Genomic DNA, 23,239 nt, shown 5'->3' on the forward strand with positions numbered 1-23,239 from the left:
GTTGTATGATTGCTAAAGGTTATGCTTGTGTCGGTTGCAGTTTGTCAGCGACGATATGCTCGTCCGCTATCTTTTTCTGCAGTTCTAGAAAGGCTCCGATGAGTGCTTCAGGCCGGGGAGGGCATCCCTGTACATAAATATCAACCGGAATAATCCGATCCACCCCTTTGACTACATGGTAGCCATGCTGCCAATAGGGACCACCGCAATTCGCGCATGAGCCCATGGAGATGACATACTTCGGGTCCGGCATTTGCTCATAAAGCCGCCGTATGCGGTCGGCCATCTTGAAGGTCACCGTACCCGCAATGATCATCACATCGGATTGGCGCGGTGAAGGTCGGGGAAACACGCCGAAGCGATCCAAATCATAGGTAGCGGCCATGGCACCCATCATCTCAATGGCACAGCACGCAATGCCGAAGCTCATTGGCCACATGGACGACAGCCGTGCCCAATTTAGTAGGTCATCCAGCTTAGCGACGACCACACCGTTACGTTCCAATTGTTTGTCGATACTCATGACGATGGGGGAGCTCCGGGTTTTCTGAATAAGGGTTTGAAAGCTGGTTTCTTTACCGCAGGAACCGTACCGGGGATTTGAGGCTTGTCCGCCGTCTGCAATGCCGCCTCGAATGGCCGTACACGATACGGATCGCGCTTCAGTTTGTCGTAGGCTGATGGCGGTATATTGACCTTTACCTGCGGCAGTATGGTCCGCGGTTTCACCCACTCGAGGTCGCCCTTTCGCCATACATATACCAATCCAATGATCAAGATGCCTATGAAAACTGCCATCTCCGCCAAGGTAAACCAGCCCCAGCGCGTATCAGCGCTTATTAGTTCAGGACGGCCGAAGACCGTTGCCCACGGAAAGACAAACACCAATTCCACATCAAATAGCAAAAACACCAATGCAATGACATAAAAACGCGAATTGAATGGTATCCAGGAGTTGCCGACGGTTTCTTCACCGCATTCATAAGTGCTCAGCTTCTCTGGGTTCGGTTTTTGGGGAGAAACCAGCTTACCCAAGAACAACGTGAATAACACCAATACGATACCCGTTACCCCTATGAGGAGTATTTTGCCAAATTCGGTTATCTGACTCGGGTCGTCCATGACACAAAGATAAATAAATTATTAATTTTCCCGTCTTCCTACCTTCCCATCGGCATCTTGGGCATGCCACGCATCATCCGGGCCATGGCCGCGGGGTTGGACATCTGCTTCATCACCTTGCGCATGTCATTGAATTGCTTCATCAGCTTATTGACTTCCACCAAGTCCGTACCTGACCCTTTGGCGATACGTGCACGACGCTTTTGATCGATGATATCCGGATTTTCCCGTTCATACGGCGTCATGGAGTTGATAATCGCTTCAATGGGCTTGAAGGCATCGTCGTCGATATCCACATCTTTAAGGGCTTTGCCAACACCGGGAATCATGCCCATGAGGTCCTTCATGTTGCCCATCTTTTTGATTTGCTGGATTTGGCTGCGGAAATCGTTGAAGTCAAACTTATTCTTGCGGATCTTCCGTTGCAGTTCAGCGGCTTCTTTTTCATCAAATTGCTGCTGAGCACGTTCAACGAGTGACACAACGTCGCCCATGCCCAGGATACGAGATGCCATCCGGTCCGGGTGAAAGACGTCAAGCGCCTCCATCTTCTCGCCTGTGCCGATAAATTTGATGGGTTTATTGACCACCGACTTAATGGAGAGTGCAGCACCTCCACGGGTATCGCCATCCAATTTAGTAAGCACGGCACCGGTGAAGTCCAGCCGGTCGTTGAAAGTCTTGGCTGTATTCACTGCATCCTGGCCGGTCATCGCATCGACCACAAAAAGGATTTCATGGGGCTGCGTGGCTTCTTTCACGGCCGATATCTCGTTCATCAGTGCTTCGTCGATAGCCAAGCGGCCGGCGGTGTCCACGATAACGACATTGTAACCTTTCTGCTTGGCTTCAGCTACACCGGCCTTGGCAATGCCGATGGGGTCTTTTGATTCCGTGTCGGCGTACACAGGTACATCCACCTGTTGGCCAAGCACCTGTAGTTGGTCTATGGCCGCAGGACGGTACACGTCGCCAGCCACCAGCAAAGGCTTCTTTCCTTTCTTTTCTTTAAGAAATTTTGCCAGTTTGCCCGAAAACGTGGTCTTCCCGGCACCGTTGAGGCCTGCAATGAGGATGACCGTAGGACTTTTGGATAAGTCCAGTTCAGTAGCTGACCCACCCATCAGTGCGGTCAGCTCATCGTTCATGATTTTGGTGAGCAACTGCCCCGGAGAGATGCTGGTGAGTACGTTCTGGCCGAGGGCCTTCTGCTTCACCTCATCGGTAAATGCTTTGGCGGTTTTGTAGTTTACGTCAGCATCGAGCAACGCTTTGCGGATTTCCTTCATGGTCTCCGCTACGTTGATTTCGGTAATATTTCCCTGGCCTTTTAATACCTTAAAGGCTCTGTCAAGTTTGTCCTGTAGATTCTGAAACATCGTCAGTTGCTATATAGATATGAACGAAATGCAAAGGTACAAAATCTGTAATAAAAAAGCCCGCCCCGAATCCCGGGACGGACCACCTAACTATGAAAAACAATGCTTAGTCTCTTCTTCCAAGCAACATGCTGGCGTAATAAAGCAACGTTACCAGGGACGACAATGCTGCGACCACATAGGTCATGGCAGCCCACCAAAGGGCATCCTTGGCTCCGTCATGCTCTACGCTGCTATGGGTAATGCCCTTATTATCCAGCCAGGCCAAAGCGCGTTTTGAGGCGTCAAACTCTACCGGTAAGGTTACGAAGCTGAACAGCGTTGTGATAGCCAATGCGGCTACGCCGATAGCCAATAACCAAAGGTTGCCCGAAAAAGCCATGATTACACCGATCATCAATACCCAGGTGACAAGTTTAGACGCCACGCTCACAGCAGGCACCATTGCCGAGCGGAATTGCAGCCACGAATAGGCCTTGGCATGTTGCACCGCGTGTCCGCATTCGTGGGCAGCCACTGCCGCCGCAGCCACGCTACGCCCACTATATACCTCCGGACTTAGGTTGACTGTTTTATTTGCCGGATTGTAGTGATCGCTCAACTGCCCCTGCGCAGAAATAATCTGTACATCGTAGATGCCATAGTCATGCAGCATCTTTTCGGCGACATCCCGTCCCGTCATCCCGCTGCTAAGTGGCATTTCAGAATAGCGCTTAAACTTGCTTTTGAAACGCCACTGTACAATCATGCTGACCAACATGATTCCGATAAAAATAATCCAATATCCTGCCATCATAATTTCTTTTCGCTGTTTGTTTTTTTTATTACTATTTTGTCGAGTTATTTACTGCAAAAAGCATACCGCGTGCCGTTTGCTGACGATATGACCGTATCTCGACGTGACGAATATAATCAATATGGCACGGCTCTGCAAATCCGTCTTGTCTTCCTGATGGTTTGGTGACATTGTTGTCAGGTGCTTAATTTCCCTTCAGTGCCTTTGAAAAATAAACCCTTGGACCTTACGTAAAAATTCAGGTAGGCCTCCAGTATTGATGCCAACACTGGCTTTCGGTGGAGTAGAAATCCGGTCACGGGACTTCGAAAATGCCAGCTAGTTTTACACCAGTGGAAAAAGCGCTTATTGTAACCCTACGATACTGGTAGTGAGCGTAATCCACAAACCACAAGTTTTAAACGCGCCATAGGTTTTTTGCAACGTCGCGCGTTAATGTCGAAATTTGAAATACCCAGTGCGCAAAGGGTGAGTAATTAGCTGAATTTTTTTAAATTTAAACGTTTAAAGATGAAAGCATTAAGGTTTGAACAAATGGAAAATTTAAATGATGGCGACGCATGTACTTGGAGCCCAGTGGGGGCATTAGCCTCAGGATGGGGTGCTATAATTACTGCCGCGACTGTTTCGGGTCCTGTGGGTTGGGCCGCTCTTGTATAGCTGCCGTTGGCTGGTGCGCTTCTATGTTTTTTAAGCATTGATATGACTGTTTTAAAGTTTGTAGTACTCGGTTTTTTTGTTTATGCATTGGTGCATGTAACATTTTTTTCAGATTTCGATAATAAGATATTCCTTGTTGTCAGTTTCTCCTGTTGTTTAGTGGTTTGGAGTATCATTTTCTTTAAAAAAGAGATAAATAATATCGTCTTCCGTAAAAGGAATCTTTAAAGCAACTTGGAGGCACAGTAGTTTTGAACCAAGTAGGGGTGGAGTTGGTGAGATTGCAATTGCAATGGGGAGGTATTTCGGCAGGGAGCCCTTTTATAACTTGGTTATTGCCCTTTTTTTGTGGCTATTCCGTTTGTTTCTATCTCAGAAAAGCTTCAACTATCGAATGAGGATTTTGATGGTGACGCATTGCCAGCGCCCAGCCCGTTTGGCAGATCAGGTATATGTACTGGGACACGGGGCAACCGTCGGCATGCCTCTGGATAAAAAAGATAAAGCCACTTTTTAGCGTGGCTTTACGACTATGGTATACTGTGGTATGTCCAATAATGGGACTTACACGGTCATAATATCCTTTTCCTTTGCTTCCGCAAGTTTATCTACATCGGTGATGTACTTGTCGGTCAGTTTTTGTACCTCAGCTTCTCCCGCTTTGATTTCATCCTCTGATACGCCTTCGCTTTTCAGCTTCTTAATACCATCATTGGCTTCCTTGCGGATATTGCGCACCGCCACACGGCCTTTTTCGGCTTCTTCCTTTACCTTTCGAACCAAATCACGCCGCCGCTCCTCTGTGAGGGGAGGGATGTTGAGCCGGATGACCGTCCCGTCATTTTGTGGGGTTAGTCCGATGTTGGCATCCAAGATGGCTTTTTCAATGGTAGACAACAGGTTTTTTTCCCAAGGCTGAATCACTAACGTGCGTGCATCGGGCGTATTGATGTTGCTGACCTGGGCGAGAGGCGTGGCGGTTCCGTAGTAGTCTATGTAAATACCGTCAAGCATGGAAGGCATTGCCTTGCCTGCCCGGATTTTGGTGAGTTCGGATTCGGTATGTGCCACGGCTTTTTTCATCTGCTCGGCACTATCGTCTAATTGTAAGGATATCAATTCGTCCATGGTAATTCGCGTTATGGTTTTGGTCAAAGATAGTTATTCTCGTACTAAAGTTCCAATGGGTTCGCCCTCGGCGAGTCGAGCAAGATTGCCTGGTTTGTTCATGTCAAACACGATGATGGGCAGCTTATTTTCCTGGCAAAGGGTGAATGCGGTCATATCCATCACGCTGAGTCCGCGATTGTATACGTCTTGAAACGTAATCTCGTCAAAACGGGTTGCCGTGGGGTCTTTCAACGGATCGGCCGTGTAAATGCCATCTACACGGGTGCCTTTGAGTACGACATCGGCATTGATTTCAATTGCACGGAGCGATGCGGCGGTATCCGTGGTAAAATAAGGGTTTCCCGTGCCCGCACCGAAGATGACCACCCGTCCTTTTTCGAGGTGACGTACCGCACGACGCCGGATGAAAGGTTCGCAGATTTGCTCCATCTTGATGGCCGTAAGCAGACGTGTTTTGATGTCCTGCTTCTCCAACGCATCCTGCAAGGCCATGCTGTTGATGACGGTAGCCAGCATGCCCATGTAATCGGCCTGCACGCGGTCCATCCCTGCCTTTTCGGCACTGAGCCCGCGATAGATGTTGCCACCTCCGATGACGATGGCTACTTCCATGCCCTTGTCATGAATTTCTTTGATATCCTTAGCGTATTGGGCTACGCGGTTGATGTCAATACCGTAATTTTGGTCGCCCATAAGGGCTTCTCCACTGAGTTTGAGTAGGATGCGTTTGTATTTCATATAACTTGCTGTCTTGGACAGGGACTTCCAAGCGGCAAAGATAAGAGATTTTTTTTAACTGCCCGTTTTCACTGGCATGTGATTAAGCATTTTGCTGCACACTGTCGATAACCTCTTGGTAATATTGCTCATATAAAGGCATGATGTTGGCCAGTTTAAAGTCTTTGGCGCGTTCTAACGCAGCTTCCTTAAATTGCGCTAAGCGTGCACTGTCTTCCAAAATATGGATAGCATTTGCTGCCATGGAATCCACATCACCCACGTCACTGAGGAAGCCCGTCACGCCATCGATGTTCAATTCCGGCAGCCCGCCGGTGTTGGACGATATGACCGGTACTTTGCAGGCCATGGCTTCCAGGGCAGCCAGTCCGAAACTCTCGGAGCCCGAAGGAATAATAAACAGATCGGACACCGACAGAATTTCCTCGATAGCATCCTGCTTGCCGAGAAACCGGATGTCGTTTGCTACGCCCAGTTCGCGCGACAATTGCTCCGCAGCGGTTCGCTCCGGTCCGTCGCCCACCATGAGCAGCTTGCTGGGTACTTCTTGCTGTACTTTCTTGAAGATTCGAATAACATCGGTGGTGCGCTTCACTTTCCTGAAATTGGACGTATGCACCAAGATGCGCTCATCTCCCGGAGCGATGGCCTGCTTGAAATGCTGGCGAGGCTTGAGACTGAAACGATCTAGATCCACAAAATTGGGGATAACACGTATTTCCCGCTGCACGTCAAAATAACTCAGGGTCTCTTCTTTCAAATTTTGGGACACCGCAGTGACGCCGTCCGATTGGTTAATTGAGAAGGTTACCACCGGGCTATAGCTGGCGTCTTTGCCCACGAGCGTGATATCTGTGCCGTGCAAGGTAGTCACCACGGGGATGTGGATGCCATAAGTGGCCAAAATCTGCTTAGCCATGAACGCAGCCGATGCATGGGGTATTGCATAATGAACATGCAGCAAATCAAGTTTTTCAAACCGTACCACATCCACCAGCTTGCTGGCTAAAGCCAGCTCATACGGGGGGAAATCAAACAACGGATATTTGGATATCGTAACCTCATGATAATAGAGGTTCTCTGAAAAAAAATCCAAGCGGGCCGGTTGGCTGTACGTGATAAAATGGATTTGATGGCCGTTGGCCGCCAAAGCTTTACCGAGTTCTGTGGCCACCACACCGCTTCCGCCGAAGGTGGGATAGCATACGATACCTATTTTCATTGGCTCCCTTCAATTGCTTGCCACAAAATACGGATAAATTTTCCGATAGGATGTTCACATAAACGTAAAAAGATTGGTATAATCATCAAAGCAACTGGGAGAAAACTGAATAAATTATTTAGAAACTAAGCCGTTAGTTTTATATTTGCTTTATATAGGGTGTCGGTATTCCGCTGGCGCCTGCCTTGAGGGCAGGCGTCCGGTAACATGAAGTGTGGTCTGGCAATATTTCACAAAGCAAAATAAACAATCGATGAAAGAACTAAAAGAATTGACACGTGCGGAAGAACAAATTATGCAGGAATTGTGGGATCTTGACAAGGCATTTGTCAAGGAAATCATTGACAGGCTGCCCGATCCCAAGCCGGCTTATAACACGGTGTCTACCATTGTGCGGATTCTGGAGACCAAGGGTTTTGTTTCGCATGAAGCTTTTGGAAAGAGCCACCGGTATTTTCCGTTGGTTTCAAAGGAAGAGTACCGCACGTTTGCAACCGGCAAACTGCTGCATGGTTACTTCAACAATTCGGCGCGGAACATGTTGTCGTTTTTTCTGGAAGAGCAGAAATTGGATCTCAAGGATGCGGACGAGCTTCTGCAACTGCTTGAAGAGGCAAAAAAGAAAGGGGGAAAGCCATGATTTATCTGGTGCTAGCCAACCTTTACCTTTGCATTTTCTACGCCTTTTACCGCGTCCTATTGTGCAAACGGACTTTTTTCCAGTGGAACCGGTTTTACCTGCTCGCAGGGCTGTTGCTCGCCTTTACACTACCGCTGCTCGAATACCCCGAGTGGAATACCTATGCGGGCAGTTATCCGGAATACCTGATCGGTATACAGGCGAGCGAGCCGGTTATCGTGGAGGCTGGCGCGGCAGTGGCGGTACAGCCGTCGCCGTTTTCGCTGCGCAATGTATTGACTTATGGTTATATCGGCGGTTGCATATTGACTTTTCTTCTGTTTCTGCGCAGCCTGACCTTGACCTTGCTTATGCTGCGCAGACACCCGGAAGGCGAGGCCTTTTCGTTTTTCAGCGCTGTACGGATCGACCGCACGCTTACCGGACATGACCAGATACGCCTGCATGAGGAGATTCATGCCAGGGAATGGCACAGCGTCGACATCGTGTTGATCCAGCTGGCGAAGATATTCAATTGGTTCAATCCCATCGTATATGCTTACGAGCGGGCACTCCGGCTGCAGCACGAATACATCGCCGACGGGAAATCGGCTGCAGGCAATGAAATGGGCTATGCCGAATTGCTGGTGGCCCGTGCGATAGGTGTCGAGCCTCAGGTATTGGCACACACGTTTTCAAGTAAACGGCTGCTTAAAAACCGCATTGCCATGCTGTTGCGCGACAAGTCGCCCAGGTGGGGGCTGCTTTCCTACGCCTTGTTGCTGCCGATCATCTGCGGAATGATGGTGGTTTCATTTGCGTGCAACCAACAACTGGAACAGCAACAGGGCAATGTAGTGGTCTATGATGAGGCTGATACGGTCACATCGGCGATTCAGGATGATGCGAAACGTTTTAAAGCGTATCTGGGCGGGAATATCGATTATGCGGCGGAGGCCATACGCGAAAATAAACAGGGGACAATAGCCTTTACTTACGAAAAAGCCGGGACGGGAAGTATCGAACGGGTGACATTTCTCAATGAGCTGTGGAGCGGTCAACAGGCCGACATCCTGAATGTGCTGCAACGTGAGCAAACAGGACGCCTGGCGCCTGCCGGTAAGTACCTTGTCGCCATAGATTTCCGAATCAGCGGGCAGGAGTTGAGCCAGGAGCCGCCACCGCCGGTCCCCGTATCAAACGGCTACACGCCGTTGGGTACTATTGTGATCATCGGCTATTCGCCGGACAGCCCGCCACCGCCGGCGGTAGAGCGGGCGCCAGCAAAACAGGAAGCCCATACATCTGGCCAGCGCTCCATGCCCGAGTTAGCCCCCGATCTTGTTGAAGCGGAACCGAACCCTACCCTGGCCATCGCCGTACCGGAAGAAAAACCGGTAGAAGAAGCGACGGACGTGATATTTCAGTCCGTCGAAATCCAGCCGGAGCCACCGGGTGGATTCCGGGCCTTCATGGAATATATTGCAAGAAACTATGATTATCCTCAGGAAGCTATTGAGGCCGGGGTGAATGGGCAAGTGCAAATTGCATTTATCATCGAAAAAGACGGTAGCCTTGCGGATATCCGGGTGGTAAGGGATTTAGGGTATGGCACAGGTGAAGCCGCCGTGCGCGTATTGCAAAGCAGCAGCAATTGGTCTCCGGGTATACAGAACGGCAGACCTGTGCGGGTGGCATACACCCTGCCCATCCGCTTTAACCTGCAAACGTGATTGGGATGATGTTGAGGTTTAAGGTAAGCCCGGCTCCGTGCTTTTTTTATTACCTTTGGCTCCGTGCTGAAATAGTTGTTTACTACCCAATCACCGATCATGGATAACACATCAAGTGCATCAGCCTGGATTACCGACGACGTGGCCGTATTCGGCTTGCTGATGGTCATCCTGGCCGTGGTTTTCTATACATCCAACAGCAAACACCCGGGCCTTCGCAAGTTTTACGCGATCCTGCCACCGCTGTTACTTTGTTATTTTGTGCCGGGTTTGTTTAATTCGTTCGGTGTGATATCGGGGAGCGATTCCCAGCTTTACAGCATGAGCTCAAACTATCTGCTGCCGGCGTGCCTGGTGCTCTTTACCTTGAATATCAATTTCCGCGAGGTGTGGCGGCTGCGTAAAAAAGCAGGTTTGCTTTTCTTTACCGGCATGATCGGTATTGTCCTGGGCGGGCCTTTTGCCGTTTGGCTGTTTTCGCTGATAGCTCCGGCAGCAGTATCAGGTGAGGTCTGGAGAGGATTGGCCACATTGGCGGGATCGTGGATAGGTGGTGGGGCCAATCAAGCGGCTTTATTCCGGATTTTTGAACCGTCACCCGAGATTTTTGCGGCTACGGTGGCGGTGGATGTTTTTGTAGCCTATGGCTGGATGGCCGTATTGCTTTACGGTGCGGGCAAGCGCCAACAGCTCGACCGTTACTTTAAAGCATCGGCCAATGAAGTGGAAGAGCTTACAGCGCGTATGGAGGAATATAGCAGGCAACGTACCGAAGCTGCGAGCACGAAGGATTACATGGTCATGCTGGGTGTCGCCTTTGGCGTAACCGGCATCGCTCACTTGCTGTCCGGTGTTATTGCAGACTACATCAGCGTCCATGCGCCGCAGCTCGATAAGTTTAGTCTCACTTCCAGTTTCTTTTGGCTTATTATACTTGCTACCTTGATGGGGGTGGGGTTATCATTCACTAAAGCCAGAAGACTTGAGACGATGGGTGCATCGCGCTTAGCCACGGTTTTCCTGTATATCCTTGTTGCCACCATTGGCATGCAGATGGATATTTTCAAGGTTATGGACAATCCTGCGCTGTTTCTGGTAGGCTTAACATGGTTATTATTCCACGCGTCGTTATTGTTCGTCGTAGCCAAACTGATCAAGGCGCCATTTTTTTTCTTGGCCATCGGCAGCATGGGCAATATCGGCGGGGTCGCATCTGCTTCGGTGACTGCTGGGGCTTTTCATCCCTCATTGGTACCGGTGGGCGTATTCATCGCCGTCTTCAGCTATGCGATTGGTACTTATGCCGGATACCTGTGCGGAATACTGATGCAGTGGGTAGCACCGTAATGCTTGCCAAGGCAGGATATACACTCACTCCTTGTTCGAATCGACCACCAGGCGCTTATCGCGATTGGCGATCTCCCATGCCGTATGGAACGCCAGACGGGCCCGTTTTGCCAACATCTCAAAATTGATCTTATCCACAGTGTCGGCAGGGGTATGGTAGTCCGGGTGCAATCCGCTGAAATAAAATACGACGGGGATGCCATGCTTGGCAAAGTTATACTGGTCTGACCGATAGTAGATACGCATAGGGTCTTTCGGATCATCATACATGTAATCCAATTCCATATGCGTGTATTCGGCGTTTGCATTTTCGTTGATGACCTTCAATTCGGAGCTGAGTTTATCTGATCCGATTGCATGTACATAGTTGTGGTTGCCACGGAGGTGCTTGTCATCGATGCGGCCAATCATGTCCATATTAAGGTTTACTACGGTATTTTCCAGCGGGAAGACTGGGTTCCGCGAATAATAATTTGAGCCCAGCAATCCTTTCTCTTCAGCCGTAAAGGCGATGAAAAGGATACTTCGCCGGGGGCCATGGCCCTCCGCCTTGGCTTTAGCGTATGCGCGTGCCAGTGTCAACACACCCGTGGTGCCCGAGCCGTTGTCATCTGCCCCGAAGAAAATGGTGCCATTTTGGTTGCCTTCATGATCGTAGTGCGCGGAGATGACCACCAATTCATTTTTCAGGTCGGTGCCTTCGAGGTAACCCAATACATTGGGCGATGTAAATGGCTCGCTGACCGAGCCAAAGGTCGTGCTAAGCCTCGCCTTGTAGGTCGTACTTTGCGGTTGTTGTGTATTGTTGATTTTTTGTTCCAATGCTGCAACAGAGGTCTTTGCCCTGGCTAAGAGCAGATCGGCCATTTCGGTGCTGATATTGGCTACCGGTGTCGTATTGGGCGAAGGTTGGCCAGCCCCTCCCTCGAGCGAAATTCGGGGCTGTACAAGCCGGCCGCCGAAGCGTTCGAGAGACTCTTTGATGGTGCTTGATACGGCGATGATGAGCTTAGGTTCCCTGGATGTAATGTTTTGCAACCGTTTGGTACGAGATGTTACCCATTCAGATGGTTCATTACTGCCGCTAATCAGGGAGTTGCCTTGTGCGTTCTTGGGTTCACCCTCGCTCAATAGCAATACGACCTTGCCCTTGATGTCGATACCTTTAAGGTCATCGTATTGCGTCTCGCTGATGCCATAGCCGATAAAAACAATTTCTTTAGCATCGATACGGCTTACAGGGCCACTGCCCACGAAGTAAAAATCTTCGCCATTGGCAAATGGTTTACCATTGATGGTAAAATCCTTGACGTCAAAGCGCGTCCGTGTCAGTTTTACAGGCTGGAAATAAGAGCCGTTCACAGGAGCGGCCAGTCCCAGTTTTTCAAATTCTCCGGCGATATAGGCAGCTGCTCGCTCGCCTCCGGCCTCACCGGTGCCGCGGCCTTCGAATTCGGCGGAAGCCAGTATGGAAAGATGTGCCTTAGCCGTTTCAGGGTTAATTTCAGCAGCGTATTTTTGTTGTACCGGATCCTGCGCTACAATGCATCCGCATAAAACTGGTATAAAGAAAAGTAAGGCTAAAAACTGCTTCATTGTGCTATGTTTTGATAGTTAATATTAGATTTTCGGCTTCCGGCTCAACACGAAATTTTACCTACGCGATTGGCATGGCGTCCACCCTCAAACTCGGTCGTCAGGAACGTATCAGTAATGGCTTTCGCCAATTCGACATCGATAAATCGTGCCGGAATGCATAATACATTGGCGTCGTTATGCTGGCGTGCCAAGGAGGCAAGCTGCTCCTGCCAGCAGATGGCAGCCCGAATTCCTTGGTGCTTGTTCGCGGTGATGGCCACGCCGTTTGCACTGCCGCAAACGAGAATCCCATATTCGAATTCGCCACGCTCCACCGCAGATGCTACCGGGTGAGCAAAATCGGGATAATCCACCGAATCGGCAGTGAAGGCCCCGAAGTTTTTAACGGTATATCCTGCATTTTCCAAAAAGCTTACCAATGCTTCCTTGTAGTCAAATCCTGCATGGTCACCGCCAATGGCAATTGTTTTTTTTGCTGTCATGGTGTATTGTAGTCCGTTATTTTTCGTCGTTATAAAAATCCAGTTCGGCTTTCATTCGCCTTTTTTCCACCCGGCTTGCAACGATGATACTTACTTCGTAGAGCAAAAACATGGGGAAGCTCACGGTAAGCATGGTGATGACGTCAGGCGTAGGGGTGATGATCGCTGCGATGATGAGGATAATGACAACGGCATACTGGCGCGATTTCCGCATAAACTGGGGCGTCATGATGCCCAGCTTTGATAAGATGAAGATGATGATCGGCAACTCGAACACGATGCCGCATCCAAGTGTGAGCGTCGCGACAAATGACAAATAATTATTAATGGTGATGGTATTGGCGATATCCTCGCTGATGGAATAGTTGGCCAAAAAATTCATGGCAAGGGGCACCACAATGAAGTAGCCGAATAAAATCCCTACCGCGAACAACAAGCTGGCATAAAAAACAAATCCGCTGGCAGATTTGCGCTCAATATCGGTTAGCGCCGGTTTTACAAACAGCCATATTTCATACAGCAGGTACGGAAAGCCCAGTACAACGGCAATGATAAGCGACGAATTGATTTGTAGGATAAATTGACCTGCCATCTGCGTGTTGATGATTGTGCCCGGTACTTCGGTCACGCAGAAATCAGGTGCATTGATCCACGCTCCGATTTTGCACATCATCCGATAAGTCCAGAATTCGGGGCTTTTAGGCCCCATGATAATGTCATCAAAGATAAAATCGTAAAACGAAAAGGCCAGAATCATGAAGACGGTCACAGCGATGGCCGATCGGATAAGGTGCCAGCGAAGCACTTCAAGATGGTCAAAAAACGACATTTCGGCTTCCAGGTTCTTGCCTTTACTTTTGATGGCATCGATCAGTTTCTTTCCGGATAACTTGCTCATGGTGATATAAAAAACAAAAATACCATTCTATTTGATAAGAATGGTATTTACTTTATGGATCTTGCATTTATTCGCTCAAATCAAACGTTTCCATAAACTTCGTAGTGAAGTTGCCAGCCCTGAAGTTGGGGTCTCGCATGAGCCTTAAATGCAGGGGGATGGTCGTTTTGATTCCTTCGATGACAAATTCGCTTAACGCACGCTCCATGGTGCAGATGGCTTCTTCACGGGTTTGGGCTACACAGATGAGCTTGGCAATCATCGAATCGTAGTTCGGCGGTATGACGTAGCCGGAGTAGGCGTGGGTATCTACCCGCACCCCGTGGCCACCGGGCGAATGGAAGTTGGTAATCCGGCCCGGCGATGGCCTGAATCCGTTGAACGGATCTTCCGCATTAATGCGGCATTCGATGGCATGCATCGTCGGCTCATAGTTATTGCCCGAAATCGGGATGCCTGCAGCCACCTTTATTTGCTCCTTTATGAGGTCGAAGTTAATGACCTCCTCGGTGACCGGGTGTTCCACTTGAATCCGCGTATTCATTTCCATGAAATAAAAGTTGCGGTGCTTATCGACAAGGAACTCAATGGTGCCGGCTCCTTCGTAGTTAACGGCTTTGGCACCTTTAATAGCCGCCTCTCCCATGGCCTTGCGGAGCTCTGGGGTAATGAAAGGAGAAGGTGCCTCTTCGATGAGTTTTTGGTGACGCCGTTGGATAGAGCAGTCGCGCTCAGACAGATGACATACCGTGCCGTACTGATCGCCGACTACCTGAATTTCGATATGCCGGGGATCCTCAACATATTTTTCGAGGTAGATTCCGTCATTGCCAAAGGCAGCGCCGGCTTCCTGGCGCGCAGAGTCCCATGCGGGTTCAAACTCTTCGTCTTTCCATACAATACGCATACCGCGGCCGCCCCCACCGGCAGTAGCTTTAAGGATCACGGGATAGCCTATCTCATTGGCTATTGTGATGCCTTCTTTAACGTTTTTAACCAGTCCATCCGATCCGGGAATAGTCGGTACGCCGGCACGTTTCATGGTGTCCTTGGCTGAAGACTTATCCCCCATCTGCTGGATCTGCTCGGCAGTAGCACCGATAAACTTGATGCCATACTGCTTGCATATCGACGAAAATCGAGCGTTTTCAGAAAGAAATCCGTATCCGGGATGTATCGCATCCGCGTTGGTCAGTTCGGCGGCGGATATAATGTTTGGTATATTGAGGTATGATTCTTTACTGGGGGGCGGGCCTATACAAACGGCCTCATCGGCAAAGCGCACATGAAGGCTATCGCGATCGGCAGTTGAATATACAGCCACGCTTTTAATGCCCATTTCACGACATGTGCGGATAATACGCAATGCGATTTCCCCACGGTTGGCTATTAATATCTTTTTGAACATGAATGTTAGCTATCTTCTATGGGTAGTGTATGCTTACTGTATAATCTTACTATTAAAACGGGTGGCACAGTAGGATTATTTGGGTTCAACCAAGAATAATGGCTGATCATATTCCACAGGCTGTGCGTCATCTACCAGTACTTTTACGATTTTTCCGGAAACTTCAGATTCAATCTCATTGAATAGTTTCATTGCTTCCACGATGCAGACAACTTTTCCAGCGGCGATTTCATCACCTACGTTTACAAAGACCGGTTTGTCTGGTGAAGGTGAGCGATAGAATGTTCCGATCATCGGTGATTTGATGGTCACATAGTTGGACGTATCTTCTGATTTCGGAGCAGACGGCTGAGGTGTCTCTGTGGGCGCGGGCGCAGGAGCCGCCGGAACAGGAACTGCTGCCTGAGCAGGTACCGTTGCCGTCACATAAGTGGGGGCCTGGTTTGTTTTTATTGTGATTTTGAAATCTTGTTCTTCAATAGATACTTCATTCACGCCCGATTTAGCCACAAACTTAATCAGGTCTTGAATCTGTTTGATATCCATGCTCATTGCTTAGTAGGTTTGATAATAAGAATCAAAAATATAATCTAGTCTGTTAATTAACAATTAAAAAGGAACATTATTGCCCATATGCCCATTTCAGGTATACAGAGCCCCAGGTAAATCCGCCACCGAAGGCAGCGAGAATGAGGGTGTCACCCTTTTTCAATTGGCTTTCCCATTCCCATAGGCACAAGGGGATGGTAGCAGCCGTCGTGTTGCCATAGCGCTGGATGTTCACCATCACTTTCTCTTCCGGAAGCCCCATGCGGTCGGCGGTGGCATCGATAATACGTTTATTGGCCTGATGGGGAACCAACCAGGTAACATCATCGGCGGTGAGGTGGTTGCGTTCCATGATCTCCGCGGCGACATCGGCCATGTTCGTTACCGCAAACTTAAACACTGCGCGACCTTCTTGGTAAGCATAGTGCATATCGGCATCCACTGTAGCATGCGAAGCAGGATGAAGTGAGCCGCCAGCTTTGATATTAAGATAGGGACATCCTGAGCCATCGCTCTTGAGGATGGAGTCCATCACGCCCAGGCCTTCTTCATTGGGTTCCAGCAGTACGGCGCCGCACCCGTCGCCAAAGATGATGCAGGTTGTGCGATCTTTGTAATTAATCACAGACGACATTTTGTCGCCGCCCACCACGAGTACTTTTTTGTGCATGCCGGATTCAATGAATTTGGCGCCGGTAGTCAGGCCGTAAATAAAGCCAGAACAAGCCGCCTGTAAGTCGTATCCCCAAGCATTTACGGCACCTATTTTGTCGGCAAGGATGTTTGCCGTAGCGGGAAATGGCATATCAGGCGTCACGGTGCAAAAAATAATCAACTCGATTTCTTCGGCGCCGATACCTCGTTTTTCAAGCAAGCCTTTCACAGCAGGCACAGCCATATCAGATGTCGCTTTGCCCTCACCCTTTAATATCCTGCGTTCTTTGATGCCCGTACGTGTGGTGATCCACTCATCGTTGGTTTCGACCATGGTTTCGAGCTCTTGGTTAGTCAAGATATAGTCTGGTACGTATCCGTTTACAGCCGTGATGGCAGCATGTATTTTTGACATATAGTTTTAGTTGAAAGCGGATTTGATTTTTTCAATAATATTGGATTCAATCATGCTTTTGGAGAGCAGTATCATGTTTTTTATGGCTTCGGGGCTGGAAATACCGTGGCCGATGATAACGGGAGCATTCACCCCCAAAATGGGGCTTCCGCCATACTGCTCATAGTTAAAGCGGTCGAAAAATGCATCATTGAATCCTTTCTTTCGTGTAAGCACATAAAAAGATTCGGCGAGCTTGAGTACTACATTGCCTACGAAGCCGTCGCATACGATTACATCGGCCTTGTCGTCAAACAGTTCGCGCCCTTCAATATTGCCTACGAAACGGATGCGATTATTTTCTCGCATGAGCGGATGGGCGCCGAGCGTCAGCATGTTGCCTTTTTCTTCCTCTTCACCAATATTGAGCAAACCTACGGTGGGCTCTTGAATACCGTAAATGTGTTCGGCAAAGAGGCTGCCTAACAGGCCGAATTGAGGAAGCATCTCGGGTTTACAATCCGCATTGGCACCCACGTCAAGCAAAATGCCAAAACCGCTTTTGATTTTGGGAACGTTGGTCGCTATCGCAGGGCGGATGATGCCGGGAATGGTCTTCACGCTGAATACGGCACCTACCAGCATAGCACCGGTGTTGCCAGCGGAGGCAAAGGAGTCGATGGCGCCATCTTTAAGCAGCTGGAATCCGCGACTGATGCTCGAATCTGGTTTTTGTGCGATTGCCTTGGTCGGATGTTCGCCCATGCCGATATTGTCTGGGGCATGTACGTATTCAAAAAAAGCAGGGTCTTCTCCTGCTTGCTCGATGTATTGCTTAGCAATGTCTTGGTCGCCTATGAGTACGATTTTCTGATCTTCCGAAAGCAGCTTCAAAGCCAGAAGGGCTCCTTCTATGGTTGCTTTCGGCGCAAAATCACCACCCAATATGTCTAACCCAATCTTCATCCGTTATTGTTTTTCTTCCGTAAAAGTTTACTTTTTAAGGCCGGAAGGAACCGCCGTGTCGATTTTTTGTTTGTCGCTATATGGCAGTTTCGATCCAATAATACGCAAAAACACCCCAAAGTAACGTATAAAAATTGGTTACACGTTATGGGATGTTCAATTTTTTGAAAGATCAATTTAGACGGTGGCAGCGTTTTCGATGATCAGTTTGCCGTTATAATAAAGGTTGCCGTCGACCAAGTATGCGCGGTGGGGCAGGTGCACAGCGCCTGTTTCCTTGCAAGTCGCTAAGGTAGGCCGTTCTGCCTTATAGTGTGTCCTTCTTTTGTCTCTCCGAGCTTTGGAGGTCTTACGTTTTGGATGTGCCATCTCGTACTGTTATTTTAGTTATATTTTATGTTTTTTAATGCATCCCAACGGGGATCTGTCTGTTTTTCTTCGTCCTGTTCCGGTGCAAGGCCGTTCAATTTTTCTAATACCGCCTTATCACAAGTAATATCGTCTCCCTGTTCGCTGCACTTGATATAATGTGGCACAGCGACATTAATGTATTCATATAATAGCCCTGCGATGTCCAATTCATGCTCATGCTTGGCCAACACCAGGATTTCCTCCGTGCTTTCCGTCATGTCCCCGTCCGTGAATTTGACGATTAGCCGTTCGTCAATAACGGTTTTGGAAGGAAATGAGGAAAGGCAAACGTCGCATGTCAGGTTGATGGTGCCTACAATATGAAACTGGAGTATCATCATGCTTTCTTGTTTGTGTAGGTTGACCGACACCTTGAGATTGCCGTCTTTCACTATGGAATAGTCATAACAATCAAAGAACGCCTTATCCACATCAAATTCGAAGTCATGCGTACCCAAACTCAACCCTGTAAAAGGTATCCGATATTGCTTCAAATAATTCACCGTCCCACAATTGAGCCTGCAAAGGTAAATATAAATTATAAGATATGAAAGTTTTTGTGATGATAAAGTATTGTGCCGCTATACCGTTTATGATATATGGCCTTAAGAAAAACATATCCAGCGCGGACACTCGGTCGTCTGCACTGGATATGTACATGCTGATGCGCGAAATACCCTTTTAGTAGCCGGGGTTCTGCATCATTTGCGGGTTGGCGTCGATTACGGCCATCGGTATGGGTAGCAATTGATGTTTTGGTTCATTGTAACCTCGGGCAGCAAGAAGTTCGGCGGCGCGTTCCCAGCGAATTAGATTGGGAAACTGAAAACCCTCCCGCTCCATGTCGCTAATCCAAAGATCTTGATATTGGGCTGTAAGCTCTTCCTTGGATATGCTGGGCGGCAATGGAGGCATGCCTTTTAGCGAGCAAAGCATGTTGAATGCATTTACTGCTGCTTCCGTGTTTCCCAGTGCTGCATTAGCTTCGATGTTCATCAGGTAAGTCTCCCGCAATCTCAGAAAAGGCAACTGGTCTCGTTGATAAAAGTAATCCTTCATAGCGCCGCTCAGCGCTACTGGGGATGCCCAGATGATTTCGGCACTGTTGGCACGGAAAACATGCTGATCGGGAACGAGCGAATGGTGTCCGGCTGTGATAATTTTAGCGGTCAATGCAGCTACTACGTCGTACTCCGCTCTCAGCAGGGCTAGTTTAGCCAGTAGCATATCGGCCGATCCCCTTGATAATAACGCAGGATCCTCAACCCGTTCAGGTAAACGGCTGGAAGCTCCTTCGAGTTCATCCTGTATGAAGGTATATACGTTGTCTACTTGCTGGTTATTAAGTTGTCCATGTTCGCCTTGCAAGGGAATATTGCCGAAGTACGTCAATAGCCGCAGGTAAGCAAACGCGCGGAGCAGTTTCAGGCTACCAGTGGATGCAGCCGACTGTGGGGCTCGTTTTTCAAGGGTATTGAGGTGCTCAATTAATCCGTAGCCTCCTTGCCATAGCTGCGTAATGAGCGGATGGGTTGCGCTGAAGGAAAAATCACCAATGCCTTGAAACCTACTATTCAAGGGGGGGCGCAGCTCACTTTGCCTGACGTCGCCAGCAAGCAGGGCGTCCGTAACAGCTAAATCGGCTTGCCAGTTGGCTAAATTGATCCGGAAACTTGCTAACTCATCGGCCAATTGCGCTTCTGTCAGCGGTTTGTTTTCTGCGTTATTTAGGTAGCCAATCAATACATCGATGGATGTGACCCGGCTATCTGACGCGGTGGCTTGCTCGTGAGGTATCGCCACGCGATCGGCTCCGTCTATCTTGCCGTCGCTGTTTGCGTCCAACCAGCGGAAATTGCCGGGCCGGGCGCCACCCTGTGTGGGCGAATTTTCTATTTCTGTTGCCGACTGAAATACGGTTATGGCCGCTAATCCTGTAAATAAACCATTTTCCGGCTGCGCGCTTTCAGCGAAAATATTGCTGCGGTCATCTTTAGATGCTTCGATAAAATACCGGCCAGGCGTGATGTTCGCAAATATGGCCTTCCCAGACGTATCCGTAACGGCGTTGTATGCAGGAACACTGTTGGCATAGTCCGTTTGCGAAGCGTAGAGAAACACCCGCGCGCCGGCGGCAATTACTCCTTTGGGGCGGTCGAGGCTCCATTCCATAGCGTCCCATACGGTGATTTCGAGCGTGGTGGTTTGGAGTGCGTCATCTACGGTTGTACCGGTCAATGGTTTTTTTACGGTGTAAATGATCTGGCGGCCGTCAGGGGCGATTTCGCCGCTGACAGGGACGCCATTGATCCAAACCCTTTCGCCAATCTGGGTCACCCGCAGTGTCTTGCCGCTAAGGCTGGTTAACGTTTTCCCATCTGTCAGGTCGCTCAGGTCGAAAACACCTTTAACCAAGTGATCCATCAAGACAGAGTCTGTGAGGTCATTGACCGAGAAGTCGTCCAGTGGCTCGGTGGCTGCGATCTTGCTGATAGTCTGTATATCGTTGTCCACAGGATTTAAGGGCGCAAAGACGGTCAGCCCATCTGTGATGTCTTCTTGCTGAAGCGACAACGTTTTCAGTGCGTTTGTAAATATGCTGATGCTGTCTGCATCGGCCATGTGCCTTGTAATGTCTTGAATGACTTCCGCAGGCGTGCGGTCTTCTATGTTATCATCCGGTATAGGGTCTTTTTTCTTACAAGCCCAGATGAGGCTTATGCCGAATAGGCTGAACAAACACAGTTTAGTTAAAGCATTTTTCATTGGTTGTTTGATTTTTGTTTATACCGGATAAAGGTATGGCTTCGATAGAAGCTAAAAAATACTCACTATGTGGTATTTTTGCTGTGTGGAGGACTAGTTTGTATCATTTTCATCGAACCGTATAATAAACGGGCATCAAAACGTTAATACAATAATGACTTCAGTAATAAGGCCATGAAATATCACCATATAGTCCGGCTAATGTGCTGCTTAGGTATCACGGTGCCGTTTGTGTGCTCACCTGTTTCCGCCCAGCAAAATACAACTTCGCCTACCACCATCACCATGCGTGGTATGCCGGTACATACGGTTGGCACCCTGCCAGCAGTGGGAACGCAGGCTAAAGATTTCACCTTGACGAACGTGGATCTTGCGGAAAAGACTCTAAAGGACTTTTCCGGAAAATACGTCATCCTCAATATTTTTCCAAGCGTCAATACCGGCGTGTGCGCGTTATCTGTACACAGGTTCAATGAGGATGCGGCAAACCTGCCCAACACCAACGTGTTGTGTATTTCCAAAGATTTACCCTTTGCACAAAAACAGTTTTGCGGAGCCGAAGGCATCGATAAGGTGGTGATGCTATCCGATTTTCGATCAGATTTCGGTATGCAATACGGTGTGCAACTGGCCGACGGGCCGATGCGGGGTTTATTGAGCCGGGCCGTGGTTGTCATCGATCCGCAGGGAAAAATCGTATATGAAGAACAGGTGTCCGAATTATCACAAGAACCCAATTATGCGGCTGCCTTGGCAGCCGTGAAACCCTAATAAAAACCGATGAAGATGGATCAGAAAATCATTAACCTCTACGACCAGTACACACACAGTCAGCTCACCCGCAAGGAGTTTATGAAGCGGTTGGCCATGCTTGCAGGCAGCACAGCTGCGGCGACTGCCTTATTGCCATTGCTGCAAAACAATTACGCAGCTGCAACTCCGTTTTACAGTGACGATGTTACTTCCGAAAACATCACCTATCCCGGTGTAGATGGTGATGTAAAAGCCGTGTTAGCTAAGCCCAAAAATAAAACAGGTGTCGGCGGTGTCGTCGTTATCCATGAAAACCGGGGGTTGAATCCGCACATCATTGACGTTACCAAGCGGATCGCAGCCGAAGGGTTCGTTGCTTTGGGGGTGGATGCATTGTCTCCGTTCGGCGGTACGCCCGCCGATGAAGATAAGGGGCGCGAACTCATCGGTAAGCTGGATATGGACCAGACGGTCCAAAATTACTTAAAGGGGCTTGATTACCTGCGTACGCTCGACGGGAACAATGGTAAAGTGGGCTGTGTAGGTTTTTGCTGGGGAGGGGCGATGGCTGGACGACTTGCCGTGAACGACCCGCGATTACAAGCTTCCGTGGCATACTATGGTAGCCAGCCGGACATAGCCGATGTGCCTAAGATTAAAGCCAGCGTGCTGCTGCACTATGCCGGGCTCGACGAGCGGATAAACGCGGGTATCCCAGCGTATGAAGAAGCATTAAAGGCAAGCGGTGTAGACTATCAACTGTTTGTGTACGACGGCGTAAATCATGCCTTCAATAACGACACCTCACCCACGCGGTACGATGAGGCGGCGGCCAAGCTGGCATGGCAGCGGACGATAGGCTTTTTTAAGAGCAAGCTGGGGTAGCCCCCTCATCGCCGTAATAATTCTTGCCAAGCTCGATCCGCTCACGGCCATTCTGCAAGCGCCAGTGGTTTGTGTCGCGCAGGGAATATGCACAACCACAGTATTCTTGCATATAGAAACGTTCGCGTTTGCTGATTTCAAGCATACGGGAAGAGCCTCCCTTCTTGCGCCAATTATATGTCCAATACGTAATACCGGGATAATGGCTGGCAGCACGCTCGCCGCAATCGTTGATCTGTTCGAAATTCTTCCAACGGGAGATGCCCAGTGAGCTGGTGATGACCGGAAATCCATGTTCATAGGCATACAGTGCCGTTCGCTCAAAGCGCATATCAAAGCACATTGTACAACGGATGCCGCGCTCAGGCTCATGTTCCATGCCTTTTGCACGGACAAACCAATTGTCTACGTCATAGTCGGCATCCACGAAAGGAATACCATGCTTTTCGGCAAACCGGATATTTTCATCTTTGCGCAGGTCGTATTCCTTGCGAGGGTGGATGTTAGGGTTGTAGAAGTAAATCGTGAAGTCAATATCCGACGCAATCAGCGCTTCCATCACTTCTCCCGAACAGGGTGCGCAGCAAGAATGGAGCAGCAGTTTGTTTTCACCATTCGGTAATTCCAGTTTCTCGCGTGTAAATCCCGTAGTTTCCATCTTCGTACCCACTTGTTTGAATGTGCAATATTAGTGATAAAAGGACATTGTTGCAAGTGATTGGTGGAG

The 23,239-nt window shown here is 49.1% G+C and carries 23 protein-coding genes; 5 read left to right on the forward strand and 18 right to left on the reverse strand.

Annotation, left to right across the window (positions count from 1 at the left end; genetic code table 11):
• Nucleotides 1–19: 19 nt before the first annotated feature.
• The 7 genes from B5X72_RS16510 to bshA all read right to left on the reverse strand — a co-directional run bounded on the left by B5X72_RS16510 (nucleotide 20) and on the right by bshA (nucleotide 7,048).
• Nucleotides 20–523, reverse strand: coding sequence for an NADH-quinone oxidoreductase subunit B (locus B5X72_RS16510; RefSeq protein WP_079718025.1), 504 nt, complete (start codon nucleotides 521–523; stop codon nucleotides 20–22).
• Complete coding sequence (locus B5X72_RS16515) at nucleotides 520–1,122, reverse strand: NADH-quinone oxidoreductase subunit A (RefSeq protein WP_079718026.1); 603 nt, start codon at nucleotides 1,120–1,122, stop codon at nucleotides 520–522. Before B5X72_RS16515 ends, B5X72_RS16510 begins: the two co-directional genes overlap by 4 nt.
• 38 nt (nucleotides 1,123–1,160) lie before the next feature.
• A complete protein-coding gene (gene ffh, locus B5X72_RS16520) occupies nucleotides 1,161–2,501 on the reverse strand; it encodes a signal recognition particle protein (RefSeq protein WP_079718027.1) in 1,341 nt (446 codons plus the stop codon).
• Nucleotides 2,502–2,607: 106 nt separating this feature from the next.
• Entirely contained in the window at nucleotides 2,608–3,294 is a 687-nt protein-coding gene (locus B5X72_RS16525; RefSeq protein WP_079718138.1) for a zinc metallopeptidase, read from the reverse strand.
• 1,227 nt (nucleotides 3,295–4,521) lie between these two features.
• Nucleotides 4,522–5,085, reverse strand: a complete 564-nt coding sequence (gene frr, locus B5X72_RS16535) for a ribosome recycling factor (protein WP_079718029.1) — start codon at nucleotides 5,083–5,085, stop codon at nucleotides 4,522–4,524.
• 33 nt (nucleotides 5,086–5,118) lie between these two features.
• Nucleotides 5,119–5,826: a UMP kinase gene (gene pyrH / locus B5X72_RS16540; protein WP_079718030.1), complete on the reverse strand. Its 708-nt coding sequence runs from the start codon at nucleotides 5,824–5,826 to the stop codon at nucleotides 5,119–5,121.
• An 82-nt stretch (nucleotides 5,827–5,908) separates the two neighbouring features.
• Nucleotides 5,909–7,048, reverse strand: coding sequence for an N-acetyl-alpha-D-glucosaminyl L-malate synthase BshA (bshA, locus tag B5X72_RS16545; protein ID WP_079718031.1), 1,140 nt, complete (start codon nucleotides 7,046–7,048; stop codon nucleotides 5,909–5,911).
• Nucleotides 7,049–7,301: 253 nt separating this feature from the next.
• Here bshA and B5X72_RS16550 point away from each other — a divergent pair, with 253 nt between their 5' ends.
• The 3 genes from B5X72_RS16550 to B5X72_RS16560 all read left to right on the forward strand — a co-directional run bounded on the left by B5X72_RS16550 (nucleotide 7,302) and on the right by B5X72_RS16560 (nucleotide 10,747).
• Entirely contained in the window at nucleotides 7,302–7,688 is a 387-nt protein-coding gene (locus tag B5X72_RS16550) for a BlaI/MecI/CopY family transcriptional regulator (RefSeq protein ID WP_079718032.1), read from the forward strand.
• On the forward strand, nucleotides 7,685–9,400 hold the full coding sequence (locus tag B5X72_RS16555; protein WP_079718033.1) for a TonB family protein: 1,716 nt from the start codon (nucleotides 7,685–7,687) through the stop codon (nucleotides 9,398–9,400). The genes B5X72_RS16550 and B5X72_RS16555 overlap by 4 nt, the downstream gene beginning before the upstream one ends.
• A gap of 99 nt (nucleotides 9,401–9,499) precedes the next feature.
• Nucleotides 9,500–10,747, forward strand: a complete 1,248-nt coding sequence (locus B5X72_RS16560) for a DUF819 family protein (protein ID WP_079718034.1) — start codon at nucleotides 9,500–9,502, stop codon at nucleotides 10,745–10,747.
• A 24-nt stretch (nucleotides 10,748–10,771) separates the two neighbouring features.
• Here B5X72_RS16560 and B5X72_RS16565 read toward each other — a convergent pair whose 3' ends face one another.
• The 10 genes from B5X72_RS16565 to B5X72_RS16610 all read right to left on the reverse strand — a co-directional run bounded on the left by B5X72_RS16565 (nucleotide 10,772) and on the right by B5X72_RS16610 (nucleotide 20,874).
• Nucleotides 10,772–12,343 carry a M28 family peptidase gene (locus tag B5X72_RS16565; protein WP_079718035.1) on the reverse strand — a complete coding sequence of 524 codons (1,572 nt, stop codon included), beginning with the start codon at nucleotides 12,341–12,343 and terminating at the stop codon, nucleotides 10,772–10,774.
• 44 nt (nucleotides 12,344–12,387) lie between these two features.
• Nucleotides 12,388–12,828: a ribose 5-phosphate isomerase B gene (gene rpiB, locus B5X72_RS16570; protein ID WP_079718036.1), complete on the reverse strand. Its 441-nt coding sequence runs from the start codon at nucleotides 12,826–12,828 to the stop codon at nucleotides 12,388–12,390.
• A 16-nt stretch (nucleotides 12,829–12,844) separates the two neighbouring features.
• Nucleotides 12,845–13,726, reverse strand: a complete 882-nt coding sequence (gene tatC, locus B5X72_RS16575) for a twin-arginine translocase subunit TatC (protein WP_079718037.1) — start codon at nucleotides 13,724–13,726, stop codon at nucleotides 12,845–12,847.
• A 67-nt stretch (nucleotides 13,727–13,793) separates the two neighbouring features.
• On the reverse strand, nucleotides 13,794–15,134 hold the full coding sequence (gene accC / locus B5X72_RS16580) for an acetyl-CoA carboxylase biotin carboxylase subunit (protein ID WP_079718038.1): 1,341 nt from the start codon (nucleotides 15,132–15,134) through the stop codon (nucleotides 13,794–13,796).
• 75 nt (nucleotides 15,135–15,209) lie between these two features.
• The gene (accB, locus tag B5X72_RS16585) at nucleotides 15,210–15,686 is read right to left on the reverse strand and encodes an acetyl-CoA carboxylase biotin carboxyl carrier protein (protein WP_079718039.1); all 477 of its coding nucleotides are present in this window, start codon (nucleotides 15,684–15,686) and stop codon (nucleotides 15,210–15,212) included.
• 70 nt (nucleotides 15,687–15,756) lie between these two features.
• Nucleotides 15,757–16,752, reverse strand: coding sequence for a beta-ketoacyl-ACP synthase III (locus tag B5X72_RS16590; protein ID WP_079718040.1), 996 nt, complete (start codon nucleotides 16,750–16,752; stop codon nucleotides 15,757–15,759).
• Nucleotides 16,753–16,758: 6 nt separating this feature from the next.
• Entirely contained in the window at nucleotides 16,759–17,697 is a 939-nt protein-coding gene (gene plsX, locus B5X72_RS16595) for a phosphate acyltransferase PlsX (protein WP_079718041.1), read from the reverse strand.
• Nucleotides 17,698–17,874: 177 nt separating this feature from the next.
• Nucleotides 17,875–18,066, reverse strand: coding sequence for a 50S ribosomal protein L32 (rpmF, locus tag B5X72_RS16600; RefSeq protein WP_079718042.1), 192 nt, complete (start codon nucleotides 18,064–18,066; stop codon nucleotides 17,875–17,877).
• A 14-nt stretch (nucleotides 18,067–18,080) separates the two neighbouring features.
• Nucleotides 18,081–18,611 carry a YceD family protein gene (locus B5X72_RS16605; RefSeq protein WP_079718043.1) on the reverse strand — a complete coding sequence of 177 codons (531 nt, stop codon included), beginning with the start codon at nucleotides 18,609–18,611 and terminating at the stop codon, nucleotides 18,081–18,083.
• A gap of 178 nt (nucleotides 18,612–18,789) precedes the next feature.
• The gene (locus tag B5X72_RS16610) at nucleotides 18,790–20,874 is read right to left on the reverse strand and encodes a fasciclin domain-containing protein (RefSeq protein ID WP_079718044.1); all 2,085 of its coding nucleotides are present in this window, start codon (nucleotides 20,872–20,874) and stop codon (nucleotides 18,790–18,792) included.
• 174 nt (nucleotides 20,875–21,048) lie between these two features.
• Between B5X72_RS16610 and tpx the strand changes: the two genes are divergently transcribed.
• Together tpx and B5X72_RS16620 are read left to right on the forward strand one after the other, a co-directional pair.
• Nucleotides 21,049–21,645, forward strand: coding sequence for a thiol peroxidase (gene tpx / locus B5X72_RS16615; RefSeq protein WP_245826964.1), 597 nt, complete (start codon nucleotides 21,049–21,051; stop codon nucleotides 21,643–21,645).
• A 15-nt stretch (nucleotides 21,646–21,660) separates the two neighbouring features.
• Nucleotides 21,661–22,512, forward strand: a complete 852-nt coding sequence (locus B5X72_RS16620) for a dienelactone hydrolase family protein (RefSeq protein ID WP_079718139.1) — start codon at nucleotides 21,661–21,663, stop codon at nucleotides 22,510–22,512.
• Here B5X72_RS16620 and B5X72_RS16625 read toward each other — a convergent pair.
• Nucleotides 22,493–23,170, reverse strand: a complete 678-nt coding sequence (locus B5X72_RS16625) for an epoxyqueuosine reductase QueH (protein WP_079718046.1) — start codon at nucleotides 23,168–23,170, stop codon at nucleotides 22,493–22,495. The genes B5X72_RS16620 and B5X72_RS16625 overlap by 20 nt on opposite strands.
• Between the last annotated feature and the right edge of the window lie 69 nt (nucleotides 23,171–23,239).

Source organism: Parapedobacter luteus (assembly GCF_900168055.1).
GTDB lineage: Bacteria > Bacteroidota > Bacteroidia > Sphingobacteriales > Sphingobacteriaceae > Parapedobacter > Parapedobacter luteus.